Source organism: Bacillus cereus group sp. N11, from assembly GCF_016483605.1.
GTDB lineage: Bacteria > Bacillota > Bacilli > Bacillales > Bacillaceae_G > Bacillus_A > Bacillus_A toyonensis.
Window position 1 is genome coordinate 66,623 of sequence record NZ_JAEHBN010000017.1, and the last position, 23,403, is coordinate 90,025.

Below are 23,403 nucleotides of genomic sequence, written 5' to 3' on the forward strand. Positions count from 1 at the left end.
GCGGGTTATTCCTTGAATCGTTTCTGTACCCCAGTTTAACATTTTGTATGTTTTGTAAAACTATTTTTCTTTCGGAAGTACAATTCTTTTATACAATTGAACTGTAATCAAGTAGTAAATTAAGTAAATCACTACGAAAATGACAAGTGGCAACCAAATTCGGAAATACGGATCAATCAAAAGCGGACCGAACATGTTCATACCAACTAATATATGAGCAATACCCACAATTGCCGGTACTAAGAATATGAAGAATAACTCTTTATAAATCGATTGTGTTAATAACCCCTGGCGGACACCGATTTTACGAAGCATTTGATAACGTGTGCTGTCTTTCGATGCACCAGATAGAATTTTAAACATTAGGCAACTTGCCATCATTGCTAAGAACGCAATTCCAACGAAGAAGCCCATGAACATGAATCCACTGGCCATACTATGACTCAGATTATACATTTGATACGTACTACCTAATTCTTCCGCTTTCACATTTTTATATTTCGCTACCTGTAATTCATCAAGTTTTTTCCATTCTTTCAAATGTGCTCCAAAATAATCTGTTTTTCCAATAAAAACAGTATTTTCTTTATACTTCATACTATCGTATATGCTTTGGTCTATAATTTTTATTTCATGATCAGGATACATATAAGTTGGCTGGATTGTGAAGAAAGCTTCTTTCCATTGTTTTGTTTTCGTATCATCGTTATACAGTTTATACAGTTGTTTTGGCAATGTAAATGCATCCTTGGGAAATTCTTCTGAAACTTTCGTCATCTTCCTATTGTCACTATCTTGTGCTAAAGGACGATTTTTCTCTACATCTTCTTTTATATAATACACATACTGATTATCTACTTTGTAGCGATATTCAAACTTCTCCTGAAATAAGATGCCACTCAAAATTTTCTTTTCTTCCGCTGTTGGATTATGAACGACTGAATCGTAAACTTTTTCTTTATCAGTCGTCTTTAGAACGTTATTTTTAAATGCCATACCACACGCAATCCCACCAGCGCCAAGAGCCACTAGGATTGCTACCGTTGCAAGCACCCGTGTTAAGCTATTAATTCGGAAATTCAATTGTGCAAAAGTAAAAGCATTCAGCCCTTTTTCACGACGTTTTTTATTACTCTTTATCTTGTTGAGCATAACTGGGAGAAGTGATCCAAATAACATGTAAGTACCGACTGTTGCTGTGATTAATCCAATACCCATGAATTTAGGTACGGTTAATAGCTCTTTTTCCTGTAAATATGCTATATGGATCAGTGATGCATACCCAATACCTAGCAAAATCAGACCAAGAAATGCAACTACACCTGTCATTTTTCCTTTTACAGCGATACGCTCTGTTTTTGCATCTGCATGTACAAGTTGTAATACAGAAATGCGAGATAATTTCATACTATTCATAATTGCTGATACTATAAATAGTGCAAAGAAAAAGAGGCAAGTAACAGTCATAGATGGAATATAAAATGCTTTATAATCTTCACCAGAAAATTCCAACTGCTTCATTAATAACTGACCAATACCTTCTGCAAGCCCTACACCAACTGCGATTCCGATTGCAAGAGATGCGGCACCTATTACAATTGTTTCGATAAACATAAGTAAGGCAACTTTATGCTTTTTTGCCCCTAACATCATGTACATACCAAATTCTTTTTGTCGAAGAGATAATAAGAAAGAATTTGCATATAAAATATAGAAAAACGTTACAATCGCTAATAAAAAGGAACCGATTTGGAATGCAATTGCAACCATATCAGCATGTGGATTGGATTCAAGGAACGCTTTATTTAGTGATAACGTTTGAAACATATAAAAAGTAGAAATAGATACGATAAGACCAACAAGTAAGACAATATAGTCTTGCAACTTACTTTTTAGACCAGACATGGAAAGCTTAAATAACATGATTGAACTTCCTTCCTTACGCTTTTTGTGTACCTAAGTTTGCAAGCACGTCTAAAATTTCTTTATAGAACTCTTCACGTGTACCAACGCGATAAATTTCTTTATATAGCTCACCATCTTGAATGAATAAAATACGCTGACAGTAACTTGCACTATATGGATCATGAGTAACCATCATAATAGATACGCCTTGCTCTTTATTTAAGTTTGTCATTGCATCCAGTAAACTCGTTGCATTTTTAGAATCAAGAGCTCCTGTTGGCTCGTCCCCTAAAATAATTGCTGGTTCATGGACTAAAGCGCGCGCTGCTGCTGAACGTTGTTTTTGTCCACCAGATACTTCAGATGGATACTTTTGAAGTATTGCTGAAATGCCTAACATATCAGCTACTTTTTCTACTTTTGGTCCAATATTTCGTGATGGGACACCTTGAAGTGAAAGCGGAAGTGCGATGTTTTCGTAAATAGATAAGTTCTCTAATAAATTAAAGTCTTGGAAAATGAATCCTAACTTTTGCGAACGGAAATCAGAAAGCTCACCTTGCTTCATTTTCGTAATATCCGTTCCGGCAATTTCAACAACGCCGCCTGTCGCCTTATCAAGCGTTGAAATTACATTTAACAATGTTGTTTTACCAGAACCAGAAGGTCCCATAATACCAACGAACTCACCTTCTTGAATTGAGAATGAAACACCTTTTAATGCGTGTGATTGGTTCTCACCTTTTTTACCATATACTTTTTGAACGTTTTTCACGTCCACAACTGGTTTCGTCATATATATCCTCCTACATTTGTTTTTCCATTACCTATTTTGCGTTTTTGGGAGATGAACTGCAATTGATTTATATAACAGTAACCTTACATTTTCGTAAGAATCCATTCATTCGGTAATGAGTTCTGTGGTATATAAGATAGAAAGAAAAAAACTTTATCTAAAGTTTTTTTAGAGGGTATTCCAATTTATTGAAACGCATAAATATATTTATTTTAAATGTTAAAGTCTGTGTTTGTTCACAGCATTTTTGTTGTAACAATGAAGAAAAAATACCTTGTAAAAACAAAAAAGCCTTTGTATTTAAGCGTTTGTTTAAGCCCTCAGGGCTGAGTACAGTACCAGTGCTGTATGGAGTTGGAGCGCTTGCTATTCGTTGCCTGATCCAAAATCCTATAAAAAATCGATAAAATAAATAACCCGTTCCTTAACGTACAGGGAACGGGTTAAATGTGTCAAAATTATGTCTAAACGTACGATTTTTCCGAAATGATATAGTGCCGCATGCCCATCAACTTAAGAATCCTCTCTACTTCGTCATAAAGTTTTTATGTCTAAAGATAAAATAAAAAAGCCTTACCACTCAAATGTTTTAAAGTTAATGATATCGGCTTAATTTATAAATTATAAACTACTATTGATGAACCGTCACAATTACTCCGTCCATATTGTTCCCTGAAATTTCATAATGCTGATTTATCGGGACACTAATGGTCGTATTGTTTGAAAATTTATAATAAGAAACTTTATACTCTTTCCCCTCAACATTAGTTGAAATCTCCTTTTTTTCCTTCAAGAAATCTAAGTATTCTTCTAAAGTAAATTTCTTTTCTTGCATGATTGCGCTATGAGGCAAACCGACGTAACGTATATGCCATGGCTCATATTGAATGCCTGTAATGTTACTTTTATTTTTGGGGTAGCGTAACACAAAACCGTGCTTCCACACATTTTCTTCAATCCATTTTCCTTCAGGAGCTTTCTCCATTTTATCTTGAGTTGATCCAACGTCCAGTGATAACCCTAAATTATGTTCACTATATCCTGGTGAGAGTGCATAATCAGAGACCATTTCTTCATATAGCTGTCTTTGCTCTTGAAAATCCCGATAGCCACTACTAATCAAAAAATAATTAACACCTTCTTTTCCTGCCGCATCTATAACGTTCAAAAACTTTTTCACAATATCCTTTGATAAGCGAATATTTCTATCCAATACACCATAGCCTCTTACTAATTCACTATTTTGAGCTACATTTATAATATCAGACCTAACACTATCTTTCTTAACTGAATAATCTTTGTTAACTAATAATAAATCCCCTTTATAAATTTGTTCTTCTGTAACCTCTATCTTTTTAGTATTTGCAGCTTTTTCCTTATCATCTTTTTCTGCAATTTTAACATCGATCTCCTTTTGAAATAATGGTGATATATAAAAGCCTACGCAGACTATACATAATATAAAAAAAAAAATAAATACCCACTTTTTCATTTCTAGTTCCTCCTTAACGCAACTTACGTATAGAATACAAAAAACTATTAAAATAAAAAGTGGGGTAAAGTTTAAATTTTTATTAAATTGCTTTGCTCTCCTCTTTTGGCAATCTCACTTCAAATGTTGTTCTAATTACATTGCTTTCAGCAGAAATCGTACCATTATGCTGCTCGACAATATTTTTTGCAATAAATAACCCAAGACCTGTACCACCTTTCTGCTCCGTTCTAGCTTTATCACCTGTATAAAACACATCAAAAAGATACGGTAAATCCTCTTCTGGAATGCTACCTCCGTAATTTATAATTTGTACAACTACCTGATCACTCTCAATATATCCGTTCACATCAACAAACTTTCCATCATACCCATAGCGAATCGCATTCGTTAAAAGATTTTCAAATACTCGGGCTAATAAATTCCCGTCACCGTTAATAGGTAAATGAGGATCCATATTCAATCTCGCCTCTAATTTCTTTTTTTCTAATAACGGATACAATTCTTCATCTAACTGTATAATCAATTCACTTATATCAATCGGCCATTTTTCAAGCTGCAACATCCCATAATTCATTCTCGTAATTTCAAATAATTCATCAATCAAATTTTCCAGTCTTTCGGATTTCGTAAAAGCAATTGTGGAAAAATGTTTTGTTTGTTCCTTCGTCAAATTCTCATCTTTAAGAATTAAATCTAAATAACCTAAAACGGATGTTAACGGCGTTCTTAAATCGTGAGCTAAGTTAACAATAAGCTGATCCTTACTATTTTCCGCAAAATCTCCTCGTTCAACTGCTTCTTTTAATTTCTCACTCGCTACATTAATTTCGCGGGCGATATAACCAAACTCATCATTGGATGAAACACGAACTTGATTTGTAAAATCACCGTTTGCAAGATGATGAATCCCATTAGAAATCTCATCAAAATATTTTAAATACGGTCTAGTAAGGAAGAAGAAAAACATAATGGATAGAGGGATAAGTATAATTAAAAAGAAATTAATATCCCCAATTTTCCTTATCATTGAACGAACTTGAGCTAAGGGATCCTCATAACGAACTGCTAATTTATAATAGAGCCGTAATCCCTCATACATCATATACGTTACGCCAGCAGCTAATATCATGCTTAACGCAAATAGCATAACCATCTCTGAACGAAAACCTCTCATCTTTTTAGCCATTGAAAGTATACCCTACCCCCCAAACTGTTTTTATTAACTTATTCTTTCTTTTATCTTCCCCAAGCTTCTTCCGCAACGTACGAATGTGTACCATAACTGTATTCCCACCTTCATAATAATCATCTGCCCATACTTGCTGAAATATATTTTCCACACTGCACACTTTCTTCGGATGACTCGCTAATAAGTATAAAATATCAAATTCCTTTGGCGTTAACCCAATTTGTTCTCCGTACACATTTACTGATCTTTGCTCACGGTCAATAACAACTCCGCCTACTTCTAAAGCGGATTTATTCTCCACTACTTTCGGCTGATTTAACGTAAGAAATCGGCGTAGTTGTGCATTTACACGCGCAACTAATTCAATTGGGGTGAAAGGTTTCGTCATATAATCGTCCGCGCCTAGTACAAGACCTGTCACTTTGTCAAAATCAGACGTTTTCGCACTTAAGAAAATGATTGGCATATGATGTTTCGCACGAATCTGCCTTGTCACTTCATATCCATCCATTTTTGGCATCATAATATCTAACACAACTAAGTCGATTGACTGAGACTGAATAACTCGAATCGCCTCTTCCCCATCAGCCGCTTTCACAACATGATACCCTTCTTTTTCTAAATGTATCGCAATTAAATCAGCAATTTCCGCTTCGTCATCAGTTATTAAAATTGAAATTCGATTCATTTTACCCTGCTCCTATATCATTTCGTTTCTATTCTATTGGCGTTCTAAAAAATTTGCTCATTATATATTTTCATACACCTGATTTTATAATAGTCCACTCTGCTTGTATAATAGGGAGATTCAGTTGAGATACGTGTAAAACTAGATCATAGTACTAGGGAATCTAACTTCCAGTTAGTGATTTCATCATAAATGCCCTTTAGCTTAAGCTATTTTAATACCCAAAATCACTTGAAAATCTTTATTTTTTCTATACAAGCTAAATTAGAAAGGATGGCATTTTTTTATCTGTCTGTTTCTATATCTAACGAGATTTTGCTAAAAATATTAGTTTTGTGTAACGGACCAGTAAGTATCAAGTAAAAGATTTAGTCGCCTTATGTGTATGAGTGAACTGAAATGTCGCTACAACTTCTATAACCCCATTATTTAACTGTTTATGCAAAAAAGAATCCACATGTAGTATGTAAGGAGATTAACTTATGGGTTATTTACAAATAGTAGATGGGGAATATTTGACGCTTCCATAAATAAAAAAGAATCTAGTTTAAATTAGATTCTCAATGTATCTAGTACATTATCTTTTTCTTCTTTATTAATACCAATGTATCTTAGTGTAATTTGTGGTGTACTATGATTCAATATCTCTTGTAACATATCAATATCTTTTGTTTGCTTGCAAAACCAATATCCAAATGTTTTACGCATGGTATAAGTTCCTAAAGATTCAACTCTTTGCTTAATATATTTTAGTTAGATTACTACCGTAACCTAACTAAAATATATAAATAATAGAAAAAATAGGTATTGAGAAAATGTAATTTCTTAGGAATCTGAAATTTGTTTATTCGTGAATTATGGCATAAACTTGTATTTTAATTTTAGATGGTGTAATTGTTACAATAATACATTTTAAAAAAACACCGATTCATTAAATACTCTAAATTGGGTCACCATACATGTCCATCAATTTATTTTGTCTCCGTTCTTAAGTTTTGTGGAATGCCATCAGCCCCCTATTTCAGTGGATTCCATAATGCCAAAGCGAATATCCAATTTGGGTCACCATTTCCTTGATGATTTTGAATAGCTTCATACACTTTCCCTTGATGTTCTACTTTGTCTCCCTTTGTATACGCCTTCTTTGGATCCCATTTCTCATAAGATGTATTTTGATCTTTTGTTTTTACCGGAAGAATGTTACTTTGAATTGATGTATTTCCAGCTGCATCTACGGCCTTCACTGCATATTTATATTCCTTATTAACTGTTAAGTTTTGATCAGTAAACGTCGTTCCTTGTACCGTTTGAATCAATTGTCCATCACGTAATACCTGATATTCTTTTACACCTACATTATCTGTAGAAGGATTCCATTTTAGCTCTACACTGTTAGAAGTAAGGTTGCTTGCATATAATCCTTGTGGCTGTGTGGGAGCTTCCGTATCTGGTTTCGGATTAACAATTTGATTTACTTTCTTTAAGCCTTCCTTTGTAACTTCATAAATTGCTTTTTTATCAAAGTTTTCACGTTTATTATTCTCTAAATTTATTAATGTTGCCCTCTCTCTGCCTTCTAGATGTGTAAGTTCAATAAAATCGCCGATCTTTACTGGAACTTTTTGTGTTTCAGCATTTTGCTGTTTATTCCCATAAACCTCTTTGTTATATACCACTTTACCTGATGTGTTTTGCACTTTAATACTTGCATATGTACTATCAAAGTAGTTATGTGGTACACCTGCTTTTAGATCAATTTGCATTTCTTCTGTTGATTTATTTAAATTTACTTTCGCAAATTCAAAATCGCCAATTCCTTTCAGTGACCATGCAAATTGGTCTCCTTCTAAGATACCATCTCTAATTGGTACATGGTCTTTTATTTGAGTAATAAGATCCATCATCGGTCGCGGTTCATTCGCAAAGACGGAAATGATACTGTTATTTAATTCTTTCCACTCAGCATCTGTTACATTTGGATTTTGTAACATAAGGGAAACGTAATCATTCCATACTAAAAAATTGATTGGTAAAATATTGGTGGATATTTTATAAATTGCAATTTTATTATCTGTTGAAGTCATCGCTTTCGCTAACCAGCGTAATCGCTCTGATTGATCTAGTTTTACTGGGTCACGTTCAGCATTTTCAAATAGTAGCATATATGGCACTTGATTTGTCGGGCTATTATCTGACCAAGGAATAACAGTTGCATCATGACGGCTCGACTGACCCCATCCAGATATATCATATCCTAAATTCCAAGAAGATGGCTTGTTATTCCATATAAGTGCACAATGTCCAGGTTGTCCAACAGGCATAGCTGCCACTCCAAATGCTTGGCTTACTTGCGTACCAAACTTCGAAATATTACCGCATACCCCGCCAAATCTATAAATGGAAGAAAGATTCCAACCTAAACCGTAGAATGCATCATTTCCAGCTTGAATGCTAACTCCATCTTTGTTATGGGTTACATAATCAATCAAATATGCACTTTCCCCTACCTTATCTTGGTTTTTAAGTTCTGGATGTTCCGTATTAATCATATTTCTTGCCCAAGTTAAATCTTCTTCTGGTGACCAAGTATTCACTACTAATCTTAAATGCCAAACATCATATGTTCTAAAGCAAGGAAGTAACTCATTATTTTGATCTGCTGATTTATAATGTTGGTACCTTGTTAATGGATTAATAGGCTGATTGTTTGTCCAATATTTTATAGGTTCAGCATGAGCTAACGATGTAGCTACCGCTAATTTCAAATACAACCCTTCGTGAGAATCTGCATCCGCATTCCAGATTGTATTCCATATCTCAAGTGCATTTACAGGATTTTTTCCCGTTGGACGACCACCTTCAAGATAGGTATTCAACACGCTTGTATTTTTCATAGCCCAGCTAAGAAATTTCTGATGGTCAGCATCTTTTTTTGCAAATGCATCCATTGTTGTAGCACCTGATTGTGATATAAATTGCCACTGAGCCAAAGCTGCTGCAAATACTGGATCTGCAAGCTTCTTTTTCAAGTTTTCTTCAGTCATACCCCCAACATTTCCATTTAAATATGCTGTGAGATTTTTCAAATGGGCTTCAAAATTACCATTTGCAATGGCTTGATCTGTCTGTTGATTCAATGTTTCTAAAGTGAATGTTTCTTGATTGAATGACATTGTTTCAGCTGAAACCTTTGTATGCGGAATCGTAGCAATACTTCCTAAAATAATAGGCATAGTTAATAATAAAGATGAAATCCTTCTCAAAATAATTTCTCCTTTTTTGTTTTTGACTTTTGACTGTTGCATGATTCTCATTTATATATAATAATTCCCATGCCATCAACTTAAAAATTTAAAATAAGCGGGCTCCATAACGATAAAACAAATAGCCAATTCGGGTCACCCTTTCCTTGATGATTTTGAACAGCTTCATACACCTTCCCTTGATGTTCTACTTTATCTCCCTTTGTATATGCCTTCTTCGGATCCCATTTTTCATAAGATACATTTTGATCTTTTGTTTTTACCGGAAGAATGTTACTTTGAATTGATGTATTTCCAGCTGCATCTACAGCCTTCACTGTATATTTATATTCCTTACTAGCTGTTAAGTTCTGATCAGTAAATGTTACTCCTTGTACCGTTTGAATCCATTTTCCATCACGTAATACCTGATATTCTTTTATACCTACATTATCTGTAGAAGGATTCCATTTTAGCTCTACACTGTTAGCGGTTACCATCACTAAATTTTGTGTTTTTCGTTTCTATCACCTTTTCATAATATCCCTCCGCTATATTTCTAGATACTTAAAATATGAATATGTAAGTAATAGATATTACTTACATATTCATATTATCTATTTACACATATTTACACAATTTAACATAAATATACTCATTTATATAAGAAAATGGATACATTTCAATTCAATTAAAAAGAAGAATAATCAAATGAATGTATGAGAAAAAACAGATTTTAATACATTTATTTTAAAAAACACATAAAATATTTAAAAATGTCGAAATATTAACACACTATGTTCTCATAAAAAAACTTCTAGACAGTTATAACTAATCACCTAAACTCAGATATAACAGTACTTTAAAAAGAACGTCATCCTAATTGGGATCACCATATCATTTTTATGAATTTGTACGCTAAGAAATTTATAAATGAAGAAATCATTTATGTAAAAATAAACAAATGTTTGTTTATTTATTTTAGTTATGAATCAATTTGTGAGATATGAGTATGGGTTTAAGTTGCGGGGTTCAATTGTCTGCTTAGTTAATTTCTTATTTATTATATAAATTTTATATAGCAAAGAAAAAAGCATCCGCTACGGATGCTTCCTCTAAAAATTTATAATATGTGATTTTAAATATTCTATTCTTTTTTGGTCATAGATTGTCCCATCTTTTTCTAGAATATTCGCATCAACAAATCAAGAAAATTTAGGTTGGACTGTGGGTACCATCTTACCGTTAATAAGATAATAGTAGGTTGATTGTACTTCCATATGAAAATTTTTCCTTTTTCATACCGATCACACACTTTTTTAGAGTAATAGCATCAGTATGTCCAAGATGTAGAGGTTTTTTGCAATTCCCCTAAAATTTTTCGCACCAGAACTTTTAATTATACATCAATATTTAATTTCCTTTTATAGATAAAATAAATCCCTAATAACCCCAAAAACAGATAAACATTTCTATATACACATAATATTATATTCTTAAATAATCTCATTATACTACTAAAAAATACAAAAAATTATCTATATTTAGTCAAAATGTATCTAGTCTTCTATTTAAGATATAAGTTTTTTAGCCAAACTAGATTATTAGAATCGACACTTTTGTGTACATTTATATTACTTATGATTTACTATTAATTCCCAACTTACAAAAATGGGATATATTTATTCATTTTAACTCGTTTTTACGTAGTTTATGAGAAGAAATATATTATTTTTGAAGGTACAATTAATAGTTAATTTGGTGAAATATAACATATATTATCTTTAATTAATACCCAATTGAAAAAACAATGGATCAATTGTGACATAATTGTTAGATTTAGGAATACCAAAAGGCATTCTATATATAAATAGAAAGGTGATCGTGTACGGATAAAATGTAAGGGGGATTTATATTATGTTTTCAAAAAACAAAAATTAGTAACAGTGGTAACCACTTTAACACTAGGATGTGGATTAGCTTTTGGATTAACTCCTATTTCGGCAGATTCTATAAGTAACCCTACTCCTATTAACGAAGAACAAATACGAATACAGATACCTTTCACTGGATATTTTATTTCAGCAGATGATAATTATTTAGTTGTAGCTGACACTAACACAAAAGTGGAGGCACTCTCTTATCAAAATAATTGGTGGGAATTAGCCTCTCAAAATATAATCTTACGTGTCCCTATTACTAGCAAAGATAACTACAGTATAGGTGAAAAACTAAATATATTTTCCGTGGGATGGACTCACTCTATTCCACCAATTGCTTCTATGCCTGTTATCGAAAAAATAATTGAATAAATTATATATTTTTTATAAAGGAAGATATCCATTATTTGTAATACTGAAACTAAGATAATTAAATAAATATTATTATTACTACACGACGACACATGTTGTTTAACAAGGTAGTTTTAAGGCGTATCAACACTTTGCATGATACGCCTATTTTTCATGGTTTTTCCTTCGTTTTATCACTACGTTTTGTAGATTTATTGAAACTTTTATCGCTACATTTGATTTTTTTTCATCACTTTTAAATAACCAGTTTAAGAGAAGCAATTGATTGCTTAGTTGAAATTCATGTTTGTATTTGTGTAAAAATAAAGCTCCTTCAATACTTTCCTTTTAATAGATGCGTTTAATACACCTAATTTTAAAAAGATTTTATATACCATGCATTCATAGTGGAGTGTTCAGAACCTGGTAGGGGTTCATGTAAAATTATAAATCCAAATTTTTCATATAATAGACATGCAGTTTTTAATTCATGCATTGTTTCTAAATAGCACTTTTCATAATGTTTAGAGGCAAATGACAAAGCTGTTTCCATTAATTTCTTGGAAAACCCTAGACCTTGTGCTTTTGGACTTAAGTATAGCTTTTGTAATTCGCAAACTTTATCATGTTCGTTAAACGGTGCTATACCAATTCCACCAACAACTTCTCCTTCCATTTCTACTACCCAATAGTTCGCATGTTTTAGATTATTATAATATTGATGTAGGTCATTAAGTTGAGGGTCAAAATAAGCTGTTCCAGGAAGCGCTAATCCAAGTGATTTTAATGAACCTTGTATAATTTCTTTTACTTTTGCATTGTCTTCTTTTTTCATTTTTCGAATAATCATATACGATCTCCTTCAATTAGGTTTTAATAAAGATTGCGACAGATTTTTGAAAATGGCATCTTTAAAACATTGACTAAGTCCACATTTTAAGGGTACAGTTATATTAATATTAAATGTGGACTTAGTCAACTAAAGGAGGATCTATGGATAAAAAAATTATTTATGACATCAGACAATTCAACCGTTTTTATACAAAGGTACTTGGTTTATTTAATAACCAGATTCTAGATACAGATTATTCATTAACCGAAACACGAATACTATTTGAAATAAGCGAAAGAACAGAGTGTATTGCGAATAATCTTGTGCAAGAACTTAATATTGATAGAAGCTATATGAGCAGAATGTTACGTAGATTTGAGAAGGAAGGATTAATAGAGAAAAGAAGCTCAATAAAAGACAGCAGAAAAAACTTTCTCTTTTTGACAAAAAAAGGAGAGGAACTACTAGATATAATTCATATTCAGTCAGATGAACAAATAAATCAATTGTTTAACGGACTAAGTGATAGTGAGATTAATGAAATTCGTATTTCCATGATGATAATAAAAGAAAAATTAGATAAAAATATTAAACAAAAATAGATGTGTCAATCCTTAGAACATTAGCTATAACTTGTTTTTTTGAATAGGTATAAATATATATAAGATCTAATGTGCCTATAGAATTCATCATACATCATTATCAATAGTTAACTCTTTTTTTTATAATAAAAAAGATGTCCAAAAAAAATTATATTTTTTAGACATCTTTTTAATCTATTTTATTAATAATCCCGTAGAAGTAACTTGATATGTTCTTTTCTTACCCATAAATTCCTGTTTACTATTCTCAAGATTAATTAGTAAAGCTCTTGTCTTTTCCTTTTGTGCTTCTCCTTCTATATGGTTAAATTCAATATAGTCTCCTATTTTTACTGGAACAGTTTGAATTTCAGCGGCTTGTTGTCTATTTCCTACAATTTCTTTATTGTACAAAATATTGCCCGATGAGTTTTGAACTTTAATGCTAGCATACGTACTAGTAAAATAGGAGTGTGGTATACCGGCTTCTAATTTGATCTGCATTTTTTCTGTTGCTTTGTTATACTCTACTTTTGCGATCTCTCGATCATTATATCCCTTTAAAGACCAGCTAAATTGATTTCCATCTAAAACTGTTGTTTCCGGCATTTTCTCTACTTTCTTCAGACCTTCTTTTGTAACTTCGTACATTGCTTTTTTTCCAAAGCTCTCTTGTTTACTATTATCGACATTTGTGAAAGTAGCTCTATGCACACCTTCTAAATGTGTTAACTCGATATAATCTCCTACTTTGACTGGTACCTTTTGTGATTCAGCATTTTGCTGTTTGTTTCCATAAATGTCTTTATTGTATACTACTTTCCCCGATGCATTTTGTACTTTAATACTCGCGTATGTTTCATTAAAATAATGATGCGGTATGCCTGCTTTTAAGTCCACTTGCATTTCTTCTGTCGACTTATTGAAATTGATTTTAGCAAACTCAAAATCACTGATTCCTTTTAGCGACCATGCAAATTGATTTCCATCCAAAATTGTTGCTTCTGGCATTTTTTCTACTTTCTTCAGACCTTCTTTTGTAACTTCGTATATGGCTTTTTTTCCAAAGCTCTCTTGTTTACTATTATCGACATTTGTGAAAGTAGCTCTATGCACACCTTCTAAATGTGTTAACTCGATATAATCTCCTACTTTGACTGGTACCTTTTGTGATTCAGCATTTTGTTGTTTGTTTCCATAAACGTCTTTCTTGTATACTACTTTTCCTGATGCATTTTGTACTTTAATACTCGCATACGTTTCATTAAAATAATGATGCGGTACGCCTGCTTTTAAGTCGATTTGCATTTCTTCTGTCGGCTTATTGAAATTGATTTTAGCAAACTCGAAATCACTAATTCCTTTTAGTGACCATGCAAACTGTTTTCCTTCTAAAATATTATTTCCATTAGGCATATCTGGTTTAATTGGATTAGAATCCGTCCCCTTCCAAATTTCTGCTGTTAAAATTGGATATCCTAATGCAGCTACTTTTTGAATGGTATCGTTATTTGGACGTAATCCCCACTTCTCAAAGAAAGGAATCAAATTTTGTTTGGCTACTTTTGATGCTGAAATCATAAATAATTGTTTTTTATTTTCGTCAGTTTGTGGAAGTTCACCTGAAGGCATGTCTCTATACAATTGATGCAATTTAGGATAGAAATCCTCTCCATACGCTAACTGTAGTTGCCAAAGCATAACAAGTTTTACAAAAACATCACTAATTTCGTCATAATTTTTATTCGCTTGTTCTAGATATTGAAATGCTTTTGGATAAATTCCACTTTTCTCTAAGTTGGATGGTTGATTAAATGCTTTTTCTACAGTAAGGCTGTATATATTATTTTGTACTTCTGTCATATTATAAAACTTCCAAGGTGATTGTTGTCTCAAATGTCCTGCCTCGTGCCATGGACCCCAGCCATCTTTTACAAATTTATTAATATCTAACACGTATTGGATTGCATCTCCTACATATGCAGTTCGATAAGAAGTTGCATACATATAATAATCAGGAGAATGATTTTCCTCTACGTAATGAACATAATGTTTATCTACTTGTTCTTCGGATAATCCAGCTACTTTGTCTTGAATTCGAGTAGCTTCATCCATCTTTTTTAAGAGTTGTACAGGATCTGTATTAGAACCCAACAAATATTTCTTAACACGTGCCGGGCTGGCCGTTATTAATACACGTTCTCCTTTTAGCTCCACTGCATGTGCATTAGGATATTGGTCTAGCATGTTTATTAAATCTTGTTTCGTATGCTTGCCTAGTTCAAAGAAAGGAGTATTCGTTCCACCTGTTGTGATTGTTGTTCGAATGGTACCACCTTGTTGTTTATTATAAAAATATATCATCCCCCCATTTGGAGATTGGATTGTGTTTATACCAGGTTTTAATGTGAATGATTTTATCTTAGAATCTTCTCTCCAAGAAGCATCATACGAATACGTTCCAATATATACCTGAATATCTTGATTACCTTCTACATTAATCGTTATTTGTTCATTTGGCTTTGCATATAAACCAGTTGGTTCATATGGACTAAATGCCATACTTTTTCTTTCCTGTTGTTTCAGTACCTCAACATCCCCTTTTCCTGGGACTGTAAATGTTCTATTTTCTGATTTAACTGACTTTTCATTTTGCAGTGATGTCGATAAATTTTTTTGCTGCTCCTTTTGCTCCGCAAAGACATCCGATGAAGAAATCATTCCAGTCGCAAGTATAGTTAATGTTGCAGTAGCTACAAGTATTCTTTTGGTTTTATGCTTTGATTTATTCCCCATAGTATCTCCCTCTCATTCCCTTGATAAATTTAAAAGTTTTCATTTCCTTAGCATGTGTTTACGTGCAAAAACAGTTCATGAACTTGTATTTATTACTTTTTACATAGCCCTCCCTTTACTCTGTTTATAATTATATTTAGATGTTATTTTATGACACATATAAATACAACTTTATAAAATATCTATCAAAAACGTGTATTTATGTTTTAATCTAGTATTCCTAACTGTCTTACAAATCAAATAAATTACACAAAGGTAGTCATTTCGTGTGAATAATACATTAAATCTAATTAATTACAGAATAATAATTCACAAAAAATTAATATTCTGTAAAATTCCAGAAAGTAAATAGCTATAGGCGGATTTGTCATATATACATTGACACCGCTAAGTCATTTACTACCATCAGAATACTTCATTCTTTTTTCTCTTATAGTTTAAGTTTTTAAATTATTGGGAGATAAAAGCTTCATCTTTTCCTAGGATTCCACAGAAAAGATAGCGTAGTTTTTATATTTTATCATTTTAGCCAAGAAGACTCCTTCCTCAAGGAACGCTAAGTGAGTAGGTGGGAGATGAATTGGCTAAAATGATAAAATTCTTTTCCTTCCTCGAACAGTGTTTTTACATCTTCCATTGAATAGACGGTGCCTCTTTCATCAGCTAAACAAGAACATTCTCTAGACTCCCCATTATCTTCTTGTACTTCTACTGGAATAACACGATAAAACTTAGGACCTCTTCTATAAACAGGTATTTATTTCATCACCCTTAGTTTTAAAACGTTTCCTACATAAGCTTAATGACTGATAACCGCTTGCGTTTACCATCACGTATGAAGTTTATGCCAATACTTCCCTTCTGATTAGATGACAGATTAAGCAACCTACCTTCACGGATACAATTCTTTGAATCAATAAATGCTGGACGGTAAACACAACCCCATGATGATATTTCCAAAGGTATATTTGAATCTGGATGTTTACGCCAACGTTCTTCCTCCTGAGTGTCTATAAGATATTGCTTCTGTGATTCATCAATTTCACGTTCCTCAGCTGATATATCAAGAAATTGAATCAACTCGTTAATAGCTTTATAATTTTCAACTTTTGTAAGTTTCTTCAAAATTTCCCCACCACTTAACAACCCTAATTATCATTTATTTTTCTTTATAACCTGATTCTATGATATAATCATAATGAGTCGGGGAATCACTCTCCCCTCTATGTACTTATATTTTATCTATTCATTTTGGCGTTTAGACCTTTAAAGCTAAGCGTCCTTTTTCTTTTTTACCCTATAATTCAGCATCTCGTACTAAATTATTTGCTAATATTCTCAAAACAAACAATACAGGATCTATTTAGCGGATTAATTCAACATAAGATTAAATGTAGACTATTAATTAGGGATTTAGTTTTTTATTAAACATTATGGTACGTGAAATTTTATATTTCTACTATAAAAAAAAGCCCCTTGAAAGGAGCATTTATTTTACAAGATACTGTTCTACTTCTTTTAGTAATAATTCTGCACCTTCTGGACTTAATGTTATCTTACCATTTGCTAATGCTATGTTATGATTTGACACTTCTCCTGTTAATGCACAAACACCACCAGGCTGATACTTCTGTAAAACAATGTCTTCCCCTTCTACAAAAATCTCTAATGGTGATTTTTCTTTAATACCAAGCGTATTTCTAAGTTCCTTTGGAATTACTACACGCCCTAATTCATCTACTTTTCTAGTTACTCCGGTTGCTTTCATCTAGTCTCTTTCCCCATTTCATTATCAATTTGTACCTAAGTTATTCTTAACTATTGTAACAGGCTTTCGCCATAAAGGGGTATTACCACATTACTATAAACCTAACAGAACAGGTTACCCCAAAAAAGCCAAAAATGAAATTTTGTGCTATAAAAAATTTTTTCTATTTAGGGTGTACCTTAAATTATTAGCTTAATTGGCATGTGGTGCTACCCCAGTAGGCGATTCAAGCAAAGCATTGTAACAAAAATGTACAGTATTTTTACAGTGCAAACAATTCTTAACGTGGGTTTTATGTTAGTACGTTGGCTGTACCCAATATCACCTATGAAAAACGAATTTTTTGACAATTAACCCTATCATTGTTATTATTAATATAATTTTTAACTTTATTAAATAAAAGGTGGGATTCTATGATAAAAAAAGAAAACAGTGTATTCTATATCTCCATCTTGCTTACAACCTTATTTATTATATGGGGTATAATTCCAGCAAGTTGGATACAAAGCTATGATTTACAAAGTGTTACCTCTTCTTTAAACGCATTTATTCTCAATAAGTTTGGATGGTTTTACTCTCTACTTATGACCACAATGATTATTTTAGCTGGTTATTTAGCATTTTCACAGTATGGCTCCATTCGTCTTGGTAAAGATGATGAAAAACCGCAATATAGTTACCTCTCTTGGCTTTCCATGCTATTTGGAGCAGGAATGGGCATCGGACTTCTCTTTTATGGAATTACTGAACCCATTTCACACTTTGGAGCACCGCTTACCGGTGAACCTGGAACTGAGGAAAGCGCAAAACTTGCTATGCAATATTCATTTTTCCACTGGGGTCTCTTCCCTTGGTCACTTTATGCAATGGTCGCTCTAACAATTGCATATTTTACATTCCGAAAACAAAAAGGTAGTACAATTGGCGCTACAGTTACTCCACTATTTAATCGATCGAAACATTCTCCTATTGGAAAAACAGTAGATATTTTGGCTGTTTTAGCAACTGTATTTGGAATCGTACCATCCGTAGGCATTGGTGCACAACAAATCGCTGGAGGATTAAGCTATTTATTCCCTTCTATTAATAATACAATTGGTACTCAACTCATACTTATTGCAATTTTTACTGTACTCTATCTAACAAGTGCACAAACTGGCTTAGATCGTGGGATTAAATATTTGAGTAACTTAAACTTCTCCCTCGCTGGAATATTACTCGTTTCCTTTTTAATTTTAGGGCCAACTATCTTTATCATGAAGTATTTTACTTCCACACTAGGCTCTTATATTGGAGCATTACCAAGCATGGGATTAAATTTAGGTGCTTTTAGCAAAGAATCCTCTTCTTGGATTGAAAATTGGACTATTTTTTACTGGGGTTGGTGGATTTCTTGGTCTCCATTCGTCGGTACATTCATTGCCCGTGTTTCTCGGGGACGTACAATTCGTGAATTCATTATCGGCGTCGTATTAATCCCAACATTCATTTGTACATTTTGGTTCGCTGTCTTTGGCGGTACAGCTATTCATATGGAAATGTTCCAATCACTTGGAATTGCTGATGAAATTGCGAAAAATGGTACCGAAATTGGTTTATTCGCTGTCATTTCGCATTTACCATTCTCAACATTTTTGACCATTATTGGACTAATTTTAGTCGCAACATTCTTCGTTACCTCTGCTGACTCCGCAACATTTGTTGTTGCTATGCAAACAAGCAATGGTAACTTATCACCGAAAAACAGTTTGAAGCTTATTTGGGGATTAACAATTGCAGCTATTGCAGCCATTCTCTTGCAAGCTGGTGGGTTAAATGCACTGCAAATTGCAGCGATCATAGCAGCTTTACCATTCTCTCTTGTAGTCGTTCTTATGGTCACGTCGCTCTTTAAAGAATTACGAAAAGAGAATATCATTACTCAAACGAAACAATCACCGCAAAAAATAAAAAAAGTTATATAATAGAAAAGCACCTCTTCTTTGCTAGAGAGGTGCTTTTCTATTATTTAATCTTACTGTATTGGGGTAACCGCCACTATTTCCTCCAACTCGCAACATGTTTGCGGTATCCTTGCTCAAATCATAATAAATATCATGTATCTAGCAGCTTAACTCTTTTAATATAATACTTAAAAATAGATATGCTTAATTGCATAACCACTATCAAGATAGTATTCACTTTCCTTATACATACTTTTTTCCTATTTATATACTTACCTTCGCTTCTCCAATATCCTGTTTTTTAATTAAATTTAAGTAAAAATGTGAGACAGTTGTGTTGTAATAAGGAGAAATAAAAATAAATGATAGATTAAATGTAAACATTCCGATAAATGCAGCTAATAAAAACCAACCAATAAATGATAACCAAAGAACAAATAACTTTAGCTTTTGTCCTTTCATTATTCTTTTACTTTCTCTCAAAGCTTCACTTGCTGTATAATCAGGATTCTCTACTAATATGTAATACGACATGGAATAAGAAAAATATTTAATAATACCTGGAATAATTAATAAGAGACTCCATAAAAAAAGAAAAATAGCTTGCAGTAGCCCCAATTTCATTGATTTAAACAAATTCTTCTTTTTAAATCCCGAAAATACATCGTCCACCTTAGCATCTTCTTTTTTCCCTAAGTGTAAAGTAAAAACAGAATATCCATAATTGAAGATACCTTGTATGAGACTATAAATTAGGAAACAAACCCCACCTAAACCAATATAACTTAGAATAAGTACAGCAAGTGCTGTTGGATCTACTTGTGGTTCCCCACCAATTGAATAAATAAATAACACATCCGGGCCAATTATCCCGATAAACAGTGCAAATATTAAATACATGAAAGTGGCGATTGCTGATGCACTTAAGGTTGGTACAAAATAGAATAAAGCTGATACTCCTATACCTACTCCCCATTTCCCATCTAACGAATTAAGTGCTGCTTTCTTAAAATTTCTTGTCATACTTGTATTCCCTCCTTTTTTCTTATTTTGCTTTACTAAAAAAATAAAAGAACTTGTAGTAGGCCCCGCTACAAGTTCTTTTAGCTAAATATTTTAGCTCATCAAAACAAATTATTTATTCTACACAATCGGGGTAATGCCTAAAATATGGTTTGTTAACATCATTATATAACATAATTATGAAATTTTGTTAAAAATTCTATATATTTAGACAAATAATTCTCCACTTTTTTACTTATTTTTTTATTTTCATGTAGTTTTATCTATTGAAAAAAAGTATAAAACCTCTGCACTATTTTAATAAAAAGATTATTTAATAAACATTAAAAGACCACCTATAAAATTTAACAGGTGATCTTTTTGTGATTTTGTACTTGTGCACTAATTTAAAAATATATCACAAATTCATCTAGTCTCCTAAACATTTGAATCTATAGATTTGTCAAACCCCCTCATTCTAGACGAACGTCAATTAGATCTTTCTAATAAAAATTTTTTGTGTAAAAAAGTTTCAAGTATTTTTTGTAACTCTTCATATAAATTAAATGCAGTATTGACTACCTGTTCACTAACATTGGTGTTTTCTTTTATATGAGTTAGTTTAACTGCTTTCTCTATTAAATCTGTTCTTAATTTTAAAATAGTAATCACATCACTTTTCAAACGAAAATATTTAATTAAGGTTTTACACTTTCTCAATATTACAGTATCAAATTTCTTATATAATTAAATTATTCTCTTTATTTATTTTATGTATCTATTCCCTTTGAACCCTACTATTATAGGGTTTCTTTTTTTATAATCATATATTTATTAATTAATTTATCAATTTCCTGACTTAAATGAAGGACTTTCGTATGACTAAAACCATGTTTATTTACCAGTTCTACTAATTGTAATTTTTTATTTTCTATTAGATCATTTAACTTTACCACTAACATAAACTTTTTTCTTTCACACTCCCCCTGAGCAAAATAAAAAGAGCTGCTCTCAGCTCTTGTATAATAAAAATCTTTATTATTGCAGTGTAAAATTTTCCATATTCTATTATAAATGAATATACATAAACCCAACAACAATAATTTTAGTGTATTTAGAAATAAAAAAGCAGCAATATTTCATTACTGCTATAGCTTCTTTTTAAATTCATTATTTATAAAAAGTATTCTTTCAGTCCATCAGCCTCACCATACCAAACTTCCAGCCTTATAATATGTTCTGCTACTTCCTTTAAAATTACATTCATAAATAATGTGATAGGTGCCACGTTATGTTCTGGATCTCTGTAGTTCTTTAGATTGGCTATAAATGACCATTTATTATCTTTTAAATTTGTATAATAATCATTCTCTTCTTCCCAGCTTCCTGTATTTATTAATTCAACCAACACTTTATATTCATCCTTTATAATTACTTTACCGCGAAAGACTGAATACATTTAAAATGGCACCTTTTTCACCCTCTTGAACCCATTATGAATTTAATTACCATATATCCTTAACTACACAATGGAAGGTTTTAGAAATCGTATTATGTTTCCCTTTTGGTTAAATTCACTATCGTTGTTACAATTCTTAGAGGTAAGATCAACTATATAACTCTCTGAAATTTTAAAAGTTCTTTCCTCATTAAACATTTTCAAAGGAACTGATACTCCAACATTATTATCCAAATGACTTAGTACCATTACAGGGATAGTTTCTCCTTTTAATAAATCAACATATGAGGTCTTAACTTTATAATAATGCCCTTCTAAAAAATGCATTTTTCCGTTTATTAAATCCACTGAAACTCCATTATTACAATACGCTAAGCTTTGATTTGAAAAATGAATATCATCCGATACTTTAATAAATTTCATCGTTTTATTATCAAATATATAGTAACCTTCTCTTACTACAAAAAAATTATGTGGATTGATAAACTCTAGCAGATAATGTGTGATTTCAAAGCTAGTATCTCCCTCAATCATTTCTCTGTATTCTACATAAAGTTTCTCTAACTTTTTAAATGTACTTAGTTTGATCCCCTGATTTGGTCTTGATGCAAGTGTTAAGTCATCTAATACCCATTTAGCCACATATGTTGACGTTGGAATCATTTACAATATACCCCCTTCAAAATTCTATATATGAACATATAAACTATTTAAATTTAATTAATTAGGCTCTACTTAAAGTATAGGCAGAATCTATTTAATAACTAAGATAATTCTCTAACTTTTTCATATTTACTTCTTATAAATTATTTTTATCAAACTCTAAAATGAAATCTTTATAATCAATTTATATTTTCAGGAAAATGCGGGAGAAATTAGACCAATTAGCCAAAAGAGGACAATTCAATCTTTGTTTTTCGACTTATGAAACTCATAATACATAGCCTTTTTATTATAAGATTTATCTTAGTCAATATTAGCGATTAAAGTAAGATTTGAAACGTACTTATTTATAAAAATATATTAAACATATGGTGCGTGAAATTTTACAGTGCTCCCAAAACGAAATTTTGTGCTGACTGGTAAGTAAAAAGCTCATTTTTTCGTTTTGGAGTATTCGCTTTTCTTGTTTTGATAGTGATAAACTGGTACCCCTAAATCTAAACTACCCATTACCTCCTATAATCCAAATAAGAGGAATAAAAAATACTAACACGTTTAACATTATTCCGATTTTCGCCTAAATATTTTTATTTTCTGTATATGTTGAACTACCCCCACTTTCACTTCGTTTAGAAGTGGGGGATTCCTAAGTAAAGAGTTCTATCGAACTCTTTACTTAGGCTAACCCCGCAGTCCTTGCGGTTAGAAGCCTTATCGCTTCATTCTTTAGATTGATACTTGCGTTAATATCCC

At 32.1% G+C, this 23,403-nt stretch carries 16 protein-coding genes and 4 pseudogenes; 3 read left to right on the forward strand and 17 right to left on the reverse strand.

The features are described from left to right. Nucleotides 1–60 precede the first annotated feature (60 nt). The 9 genes and pseudogenes from JDS98_RS23820 to JDS98_RS23855 all read right to left on the reverse strand — a co-directional run. Nucleotides 61–1,923 carry an FtsX-like permease family protein gene (locus JDS98_RS23820; protein WP_199634408.1) on the reverse strand — a complete coding sequence of 621 codons (1,863 nt, stop codon included), beginning with the start codon at nucleotides 1,921–1,923 and terminating at the stop codon, nucleotides 61–63. A 16-nt stretch (nucleotides 1,924–1,939) separates the two neighbouring features. Next, nucleotides 1,940–2,701, reverse strand: a complete 762-nt coding sequence (locus JDS98_RS23825) for an ABC transporter ATP-binding protein (RefSeq protein WP_097958906.1) — start codon at nucleotides 2,699–2,701, stop codon at nucleotides 1,940–1,942. A gap of 229 nt (nucleotides 2,702–2,930) precedes the next feature. Next, nucleotides 2,931–3,095: pseudogene (locus JDS98_RS30795) on the reverse strand (IS4 family transposase); the annotation flags it as partial. A gap of 237 nt (nucleotides 3,096–3,332) precedes the next feature. Next, complete coding sequence (locus JDS98_RS23830; RefSeq protein WP_199634409.1) at nucleotides 3,333–4,193, reverse strand: M15 family metallopeptidase; 861 nt, start codon at nucleotides 4,191–4,193, stop codon at nucleotides 3,333–3,335. Between the two features lie 82 nt (nucleotides 4,194–4,275). Beyond that, complete coding sequence (locus JDS98_RS23835; RefSeq protein ID WP_199634410.1) at nucleotides 4,276–5,382, reverse strand: sensor histidine kinase; 1,107 nt, start codon at nucleotides 5,380–5,382, stop codon at nucleotides 4,276–4,278. Next, nucleotides 5,375–6,073 carry a response regulator transcription factor gene (locus JDS98_RS23840; RefSeq protein WP_097958911.1) on the reverse strand — a complete coding sequence of 233 codons (699 nt, stop codon included), beginning with the start codon at nucleotides 6,071–6,073 and terminating at the stop codon, nucleotides 5,375–5,377. The genes JDS98_RS23835 and JDS98_RS23840 overlap by 8 nt, the downstream gene beginning before the upstream one ends. 552 nt (nucleotides 6,074–6,625) lie before the next feature. Next, nucleotides 6,626–6,805, reverse strand: a pseudogene (locus JDS98_RS23845) (tyrosine-type recombinase/integrase); the annotation flags it as partial. Nucleotides 6,806–7,089: 284 nt separating this feature from the next. Beyond that, nucleotides 7,090–9,336, reverse strand: coding sequence for a putative mucin/carbohydrate-binding domain-containing protein (locus JDS98_RS23850; RefSeq protein ID WP_199634411.1), 2,247 nt, complete (start codon nucleotides 9,334–9,336; stop codon nucleotides 7,090–7,092). Between the two features lie 80 nt (nucleotides 9,337–9,416). Next, nucleotides 9,417–9,812 (reverse strand): annotated as a pseudogene (locus JDS98_RS23855) (carbohydrate-binding protein); the annotation flags it as partial. Nucleotides 9,813–11,261: 1,449 nt separating this feature from the next. Between JDS98_RS23855 and JDS98_RS23860 the strand changes: the two are divergent. Continuing rightward, nucleotides 11,262–11,627: a DUF3221 domain-containing protein gene (locus JDS98_RS23860; protein ID WP_223268709.1), complete on the forward strand. Its 366-nt coding sequence runs from the start codon at nucleotides 11,262–11,264 to the stop codon at nucleotides 11,625–11,627. 355 nt (nucleotides 11,628–11,982) lie between these two features. Here the strand turns inward: JDS98_RS23860 and JDS98_RS23865 are convergent, their stop codons facing one another. Then, a complete protein-coding gene (locus JDS98_RS23865) occupies nucleotides 11,983–12,456 on the reverse strand; it encodes a GNAT family N-acetyltransferase (protein ID WP_097959819.1) in 474 nt (157 codons plus the stop codon). A 143-nt stretch (nucleotides 12,457–12,599) separates the two neighbouring features. Here JDS98_RS23865 and JDS98_RS23870 point away from each other — a divergent pair, with 143 nt between their 5' ends. Then, a complete protein-coding gene (locus JDS98_RS23870; protein WP_199634412.1) occupies nucleotides 12,600–13,040 on the forward strand; it encodes a MarR family winged helix-turn-helix transcriptional regulator in 441 nt (146 codons plus the stop codon). Between the two features lie 174 nt (nucleotides 13,041–13,214). On the opposite strand, the gene JDS98_RS23875 is transcribed toward JDS98_RS23870, so the two are convergent. The 3 genes from JDS98_RS23875 to JDS98_RS23885 form a co-directional block, all read right to left on the reverse strand. Further along, a complete protein-coding gene (locus JDS98_RS23875; RefSeq protein WP_199634413.1) occupies nucleotides 13,215–15,815 on the reverse strand; it encodes a putative mucin/carbohydrate-binding domain-containing protein in 2,601 nt (866 codons plus the stop codon). Between the two features lie 789 nt (nucleotides 15,816–16,604). Further along, nucleotides 16,605–16,940 (reverse strand): hypothetical protein, encoded by a 336-nt coding sequence (locus JDS98_RS23880; RefSeq protein WP_199634414.1) that lies wholly within the window; start codon nucleotides 16,938–16,940, stop codon nucleotides 16,605–16,607. A 364-nt stretch (nucleotides 16,941–17,304) separates the two neighbouring features. Next, entirely contained in the window at nucleotides 17,305–17,583 is a 279-nt protein-coding gene (locus JDS98_RS23885; protein WP_061530086.1) for an AbrB/MazE/SpoVT family DNA-binding domain-containing protein, read from the reverse strand. 413 nt (nucleotides 17,584–17,996) lie between these two features. Between JDS98_RS23885 and opuD the strand changes: the two genes are divergently transcribed. Continuing rightward, on the forward strand, nucleotides 17,997–19,547 hold the full coding sequence (opuD, locus tag JDS98_RS23890) for a glycine betaine transporter OpuD (RefSeq protein WP_199634415.1): 1,551 nt from the start codon (nucleotides 17,997–17,999) through the stop codon (nucleotides 19,545–19,547). A gap of 243 nt (nucleotides 19,548–19,790) precedes the next feature. Here opuD and JDS98_RS23895 read toward each other — a convergent pair whose 3' ends face one another. The 4 genes and pseudogenes from JDS98_RS23895 to JDS98_RS23910 all read right to left on the reverse strand — a co-directional run bounded on the left by JDS98_RS23895 (nucleotide 19,791) and on the right by JDS98_RS23910 (nucleotide 22,650). After that, the gene (locus JDS98_RS23895) at nucleotides 19,791–20,549 is read right to left on the reverse strand and encodes a DUF975 family protein (protein WP_199634416.1); all 759 of its coding nucleotides are present in this window, start codon (nucleotides 20,547–20,549) and stop codon (nucleotides 19,791–19,793) included. 779 nt (nucleotides 20,550–21,328) lie between these two features. Further along, nucleotides 21,329–21,490 (reverse strand): aspartyl-phosphate phosphatase Spo0E family protein, encoded by a 162-nt coding sequence (locus JDS98_RS30800; RefSeq protein ID WP_199634417.1) that lies wholly within the window; start codon nucleotides 21,488–21,490, stop codon nucleotides 21,329–21,331. Between the two features lie 186 nt (nucleotides 21,491–21,676). Next, nucleotides 21,677–21,987: pseudogene (locus tag JDS98_RS23905) on the reverse strand (hypothetical protein). Between the two features lie 63 nt (nucleotides 21,988–22,050). Beyond that, nucleotides 22,051–22,650 carry a hypothetical protein gene (locus JDS98_RS23910; protein ID WP_199634419.1) on the reverse strand — a complete coding sequence of 200 codons (600 nt, stop codon included), beginning with the start codon at nucleotides 22,648–22,650 and terminating at the stop codon, nucleotides 22,051–22,053. Nucleotides 22,651–23,403: the final 753 nt, after the last annotated feature.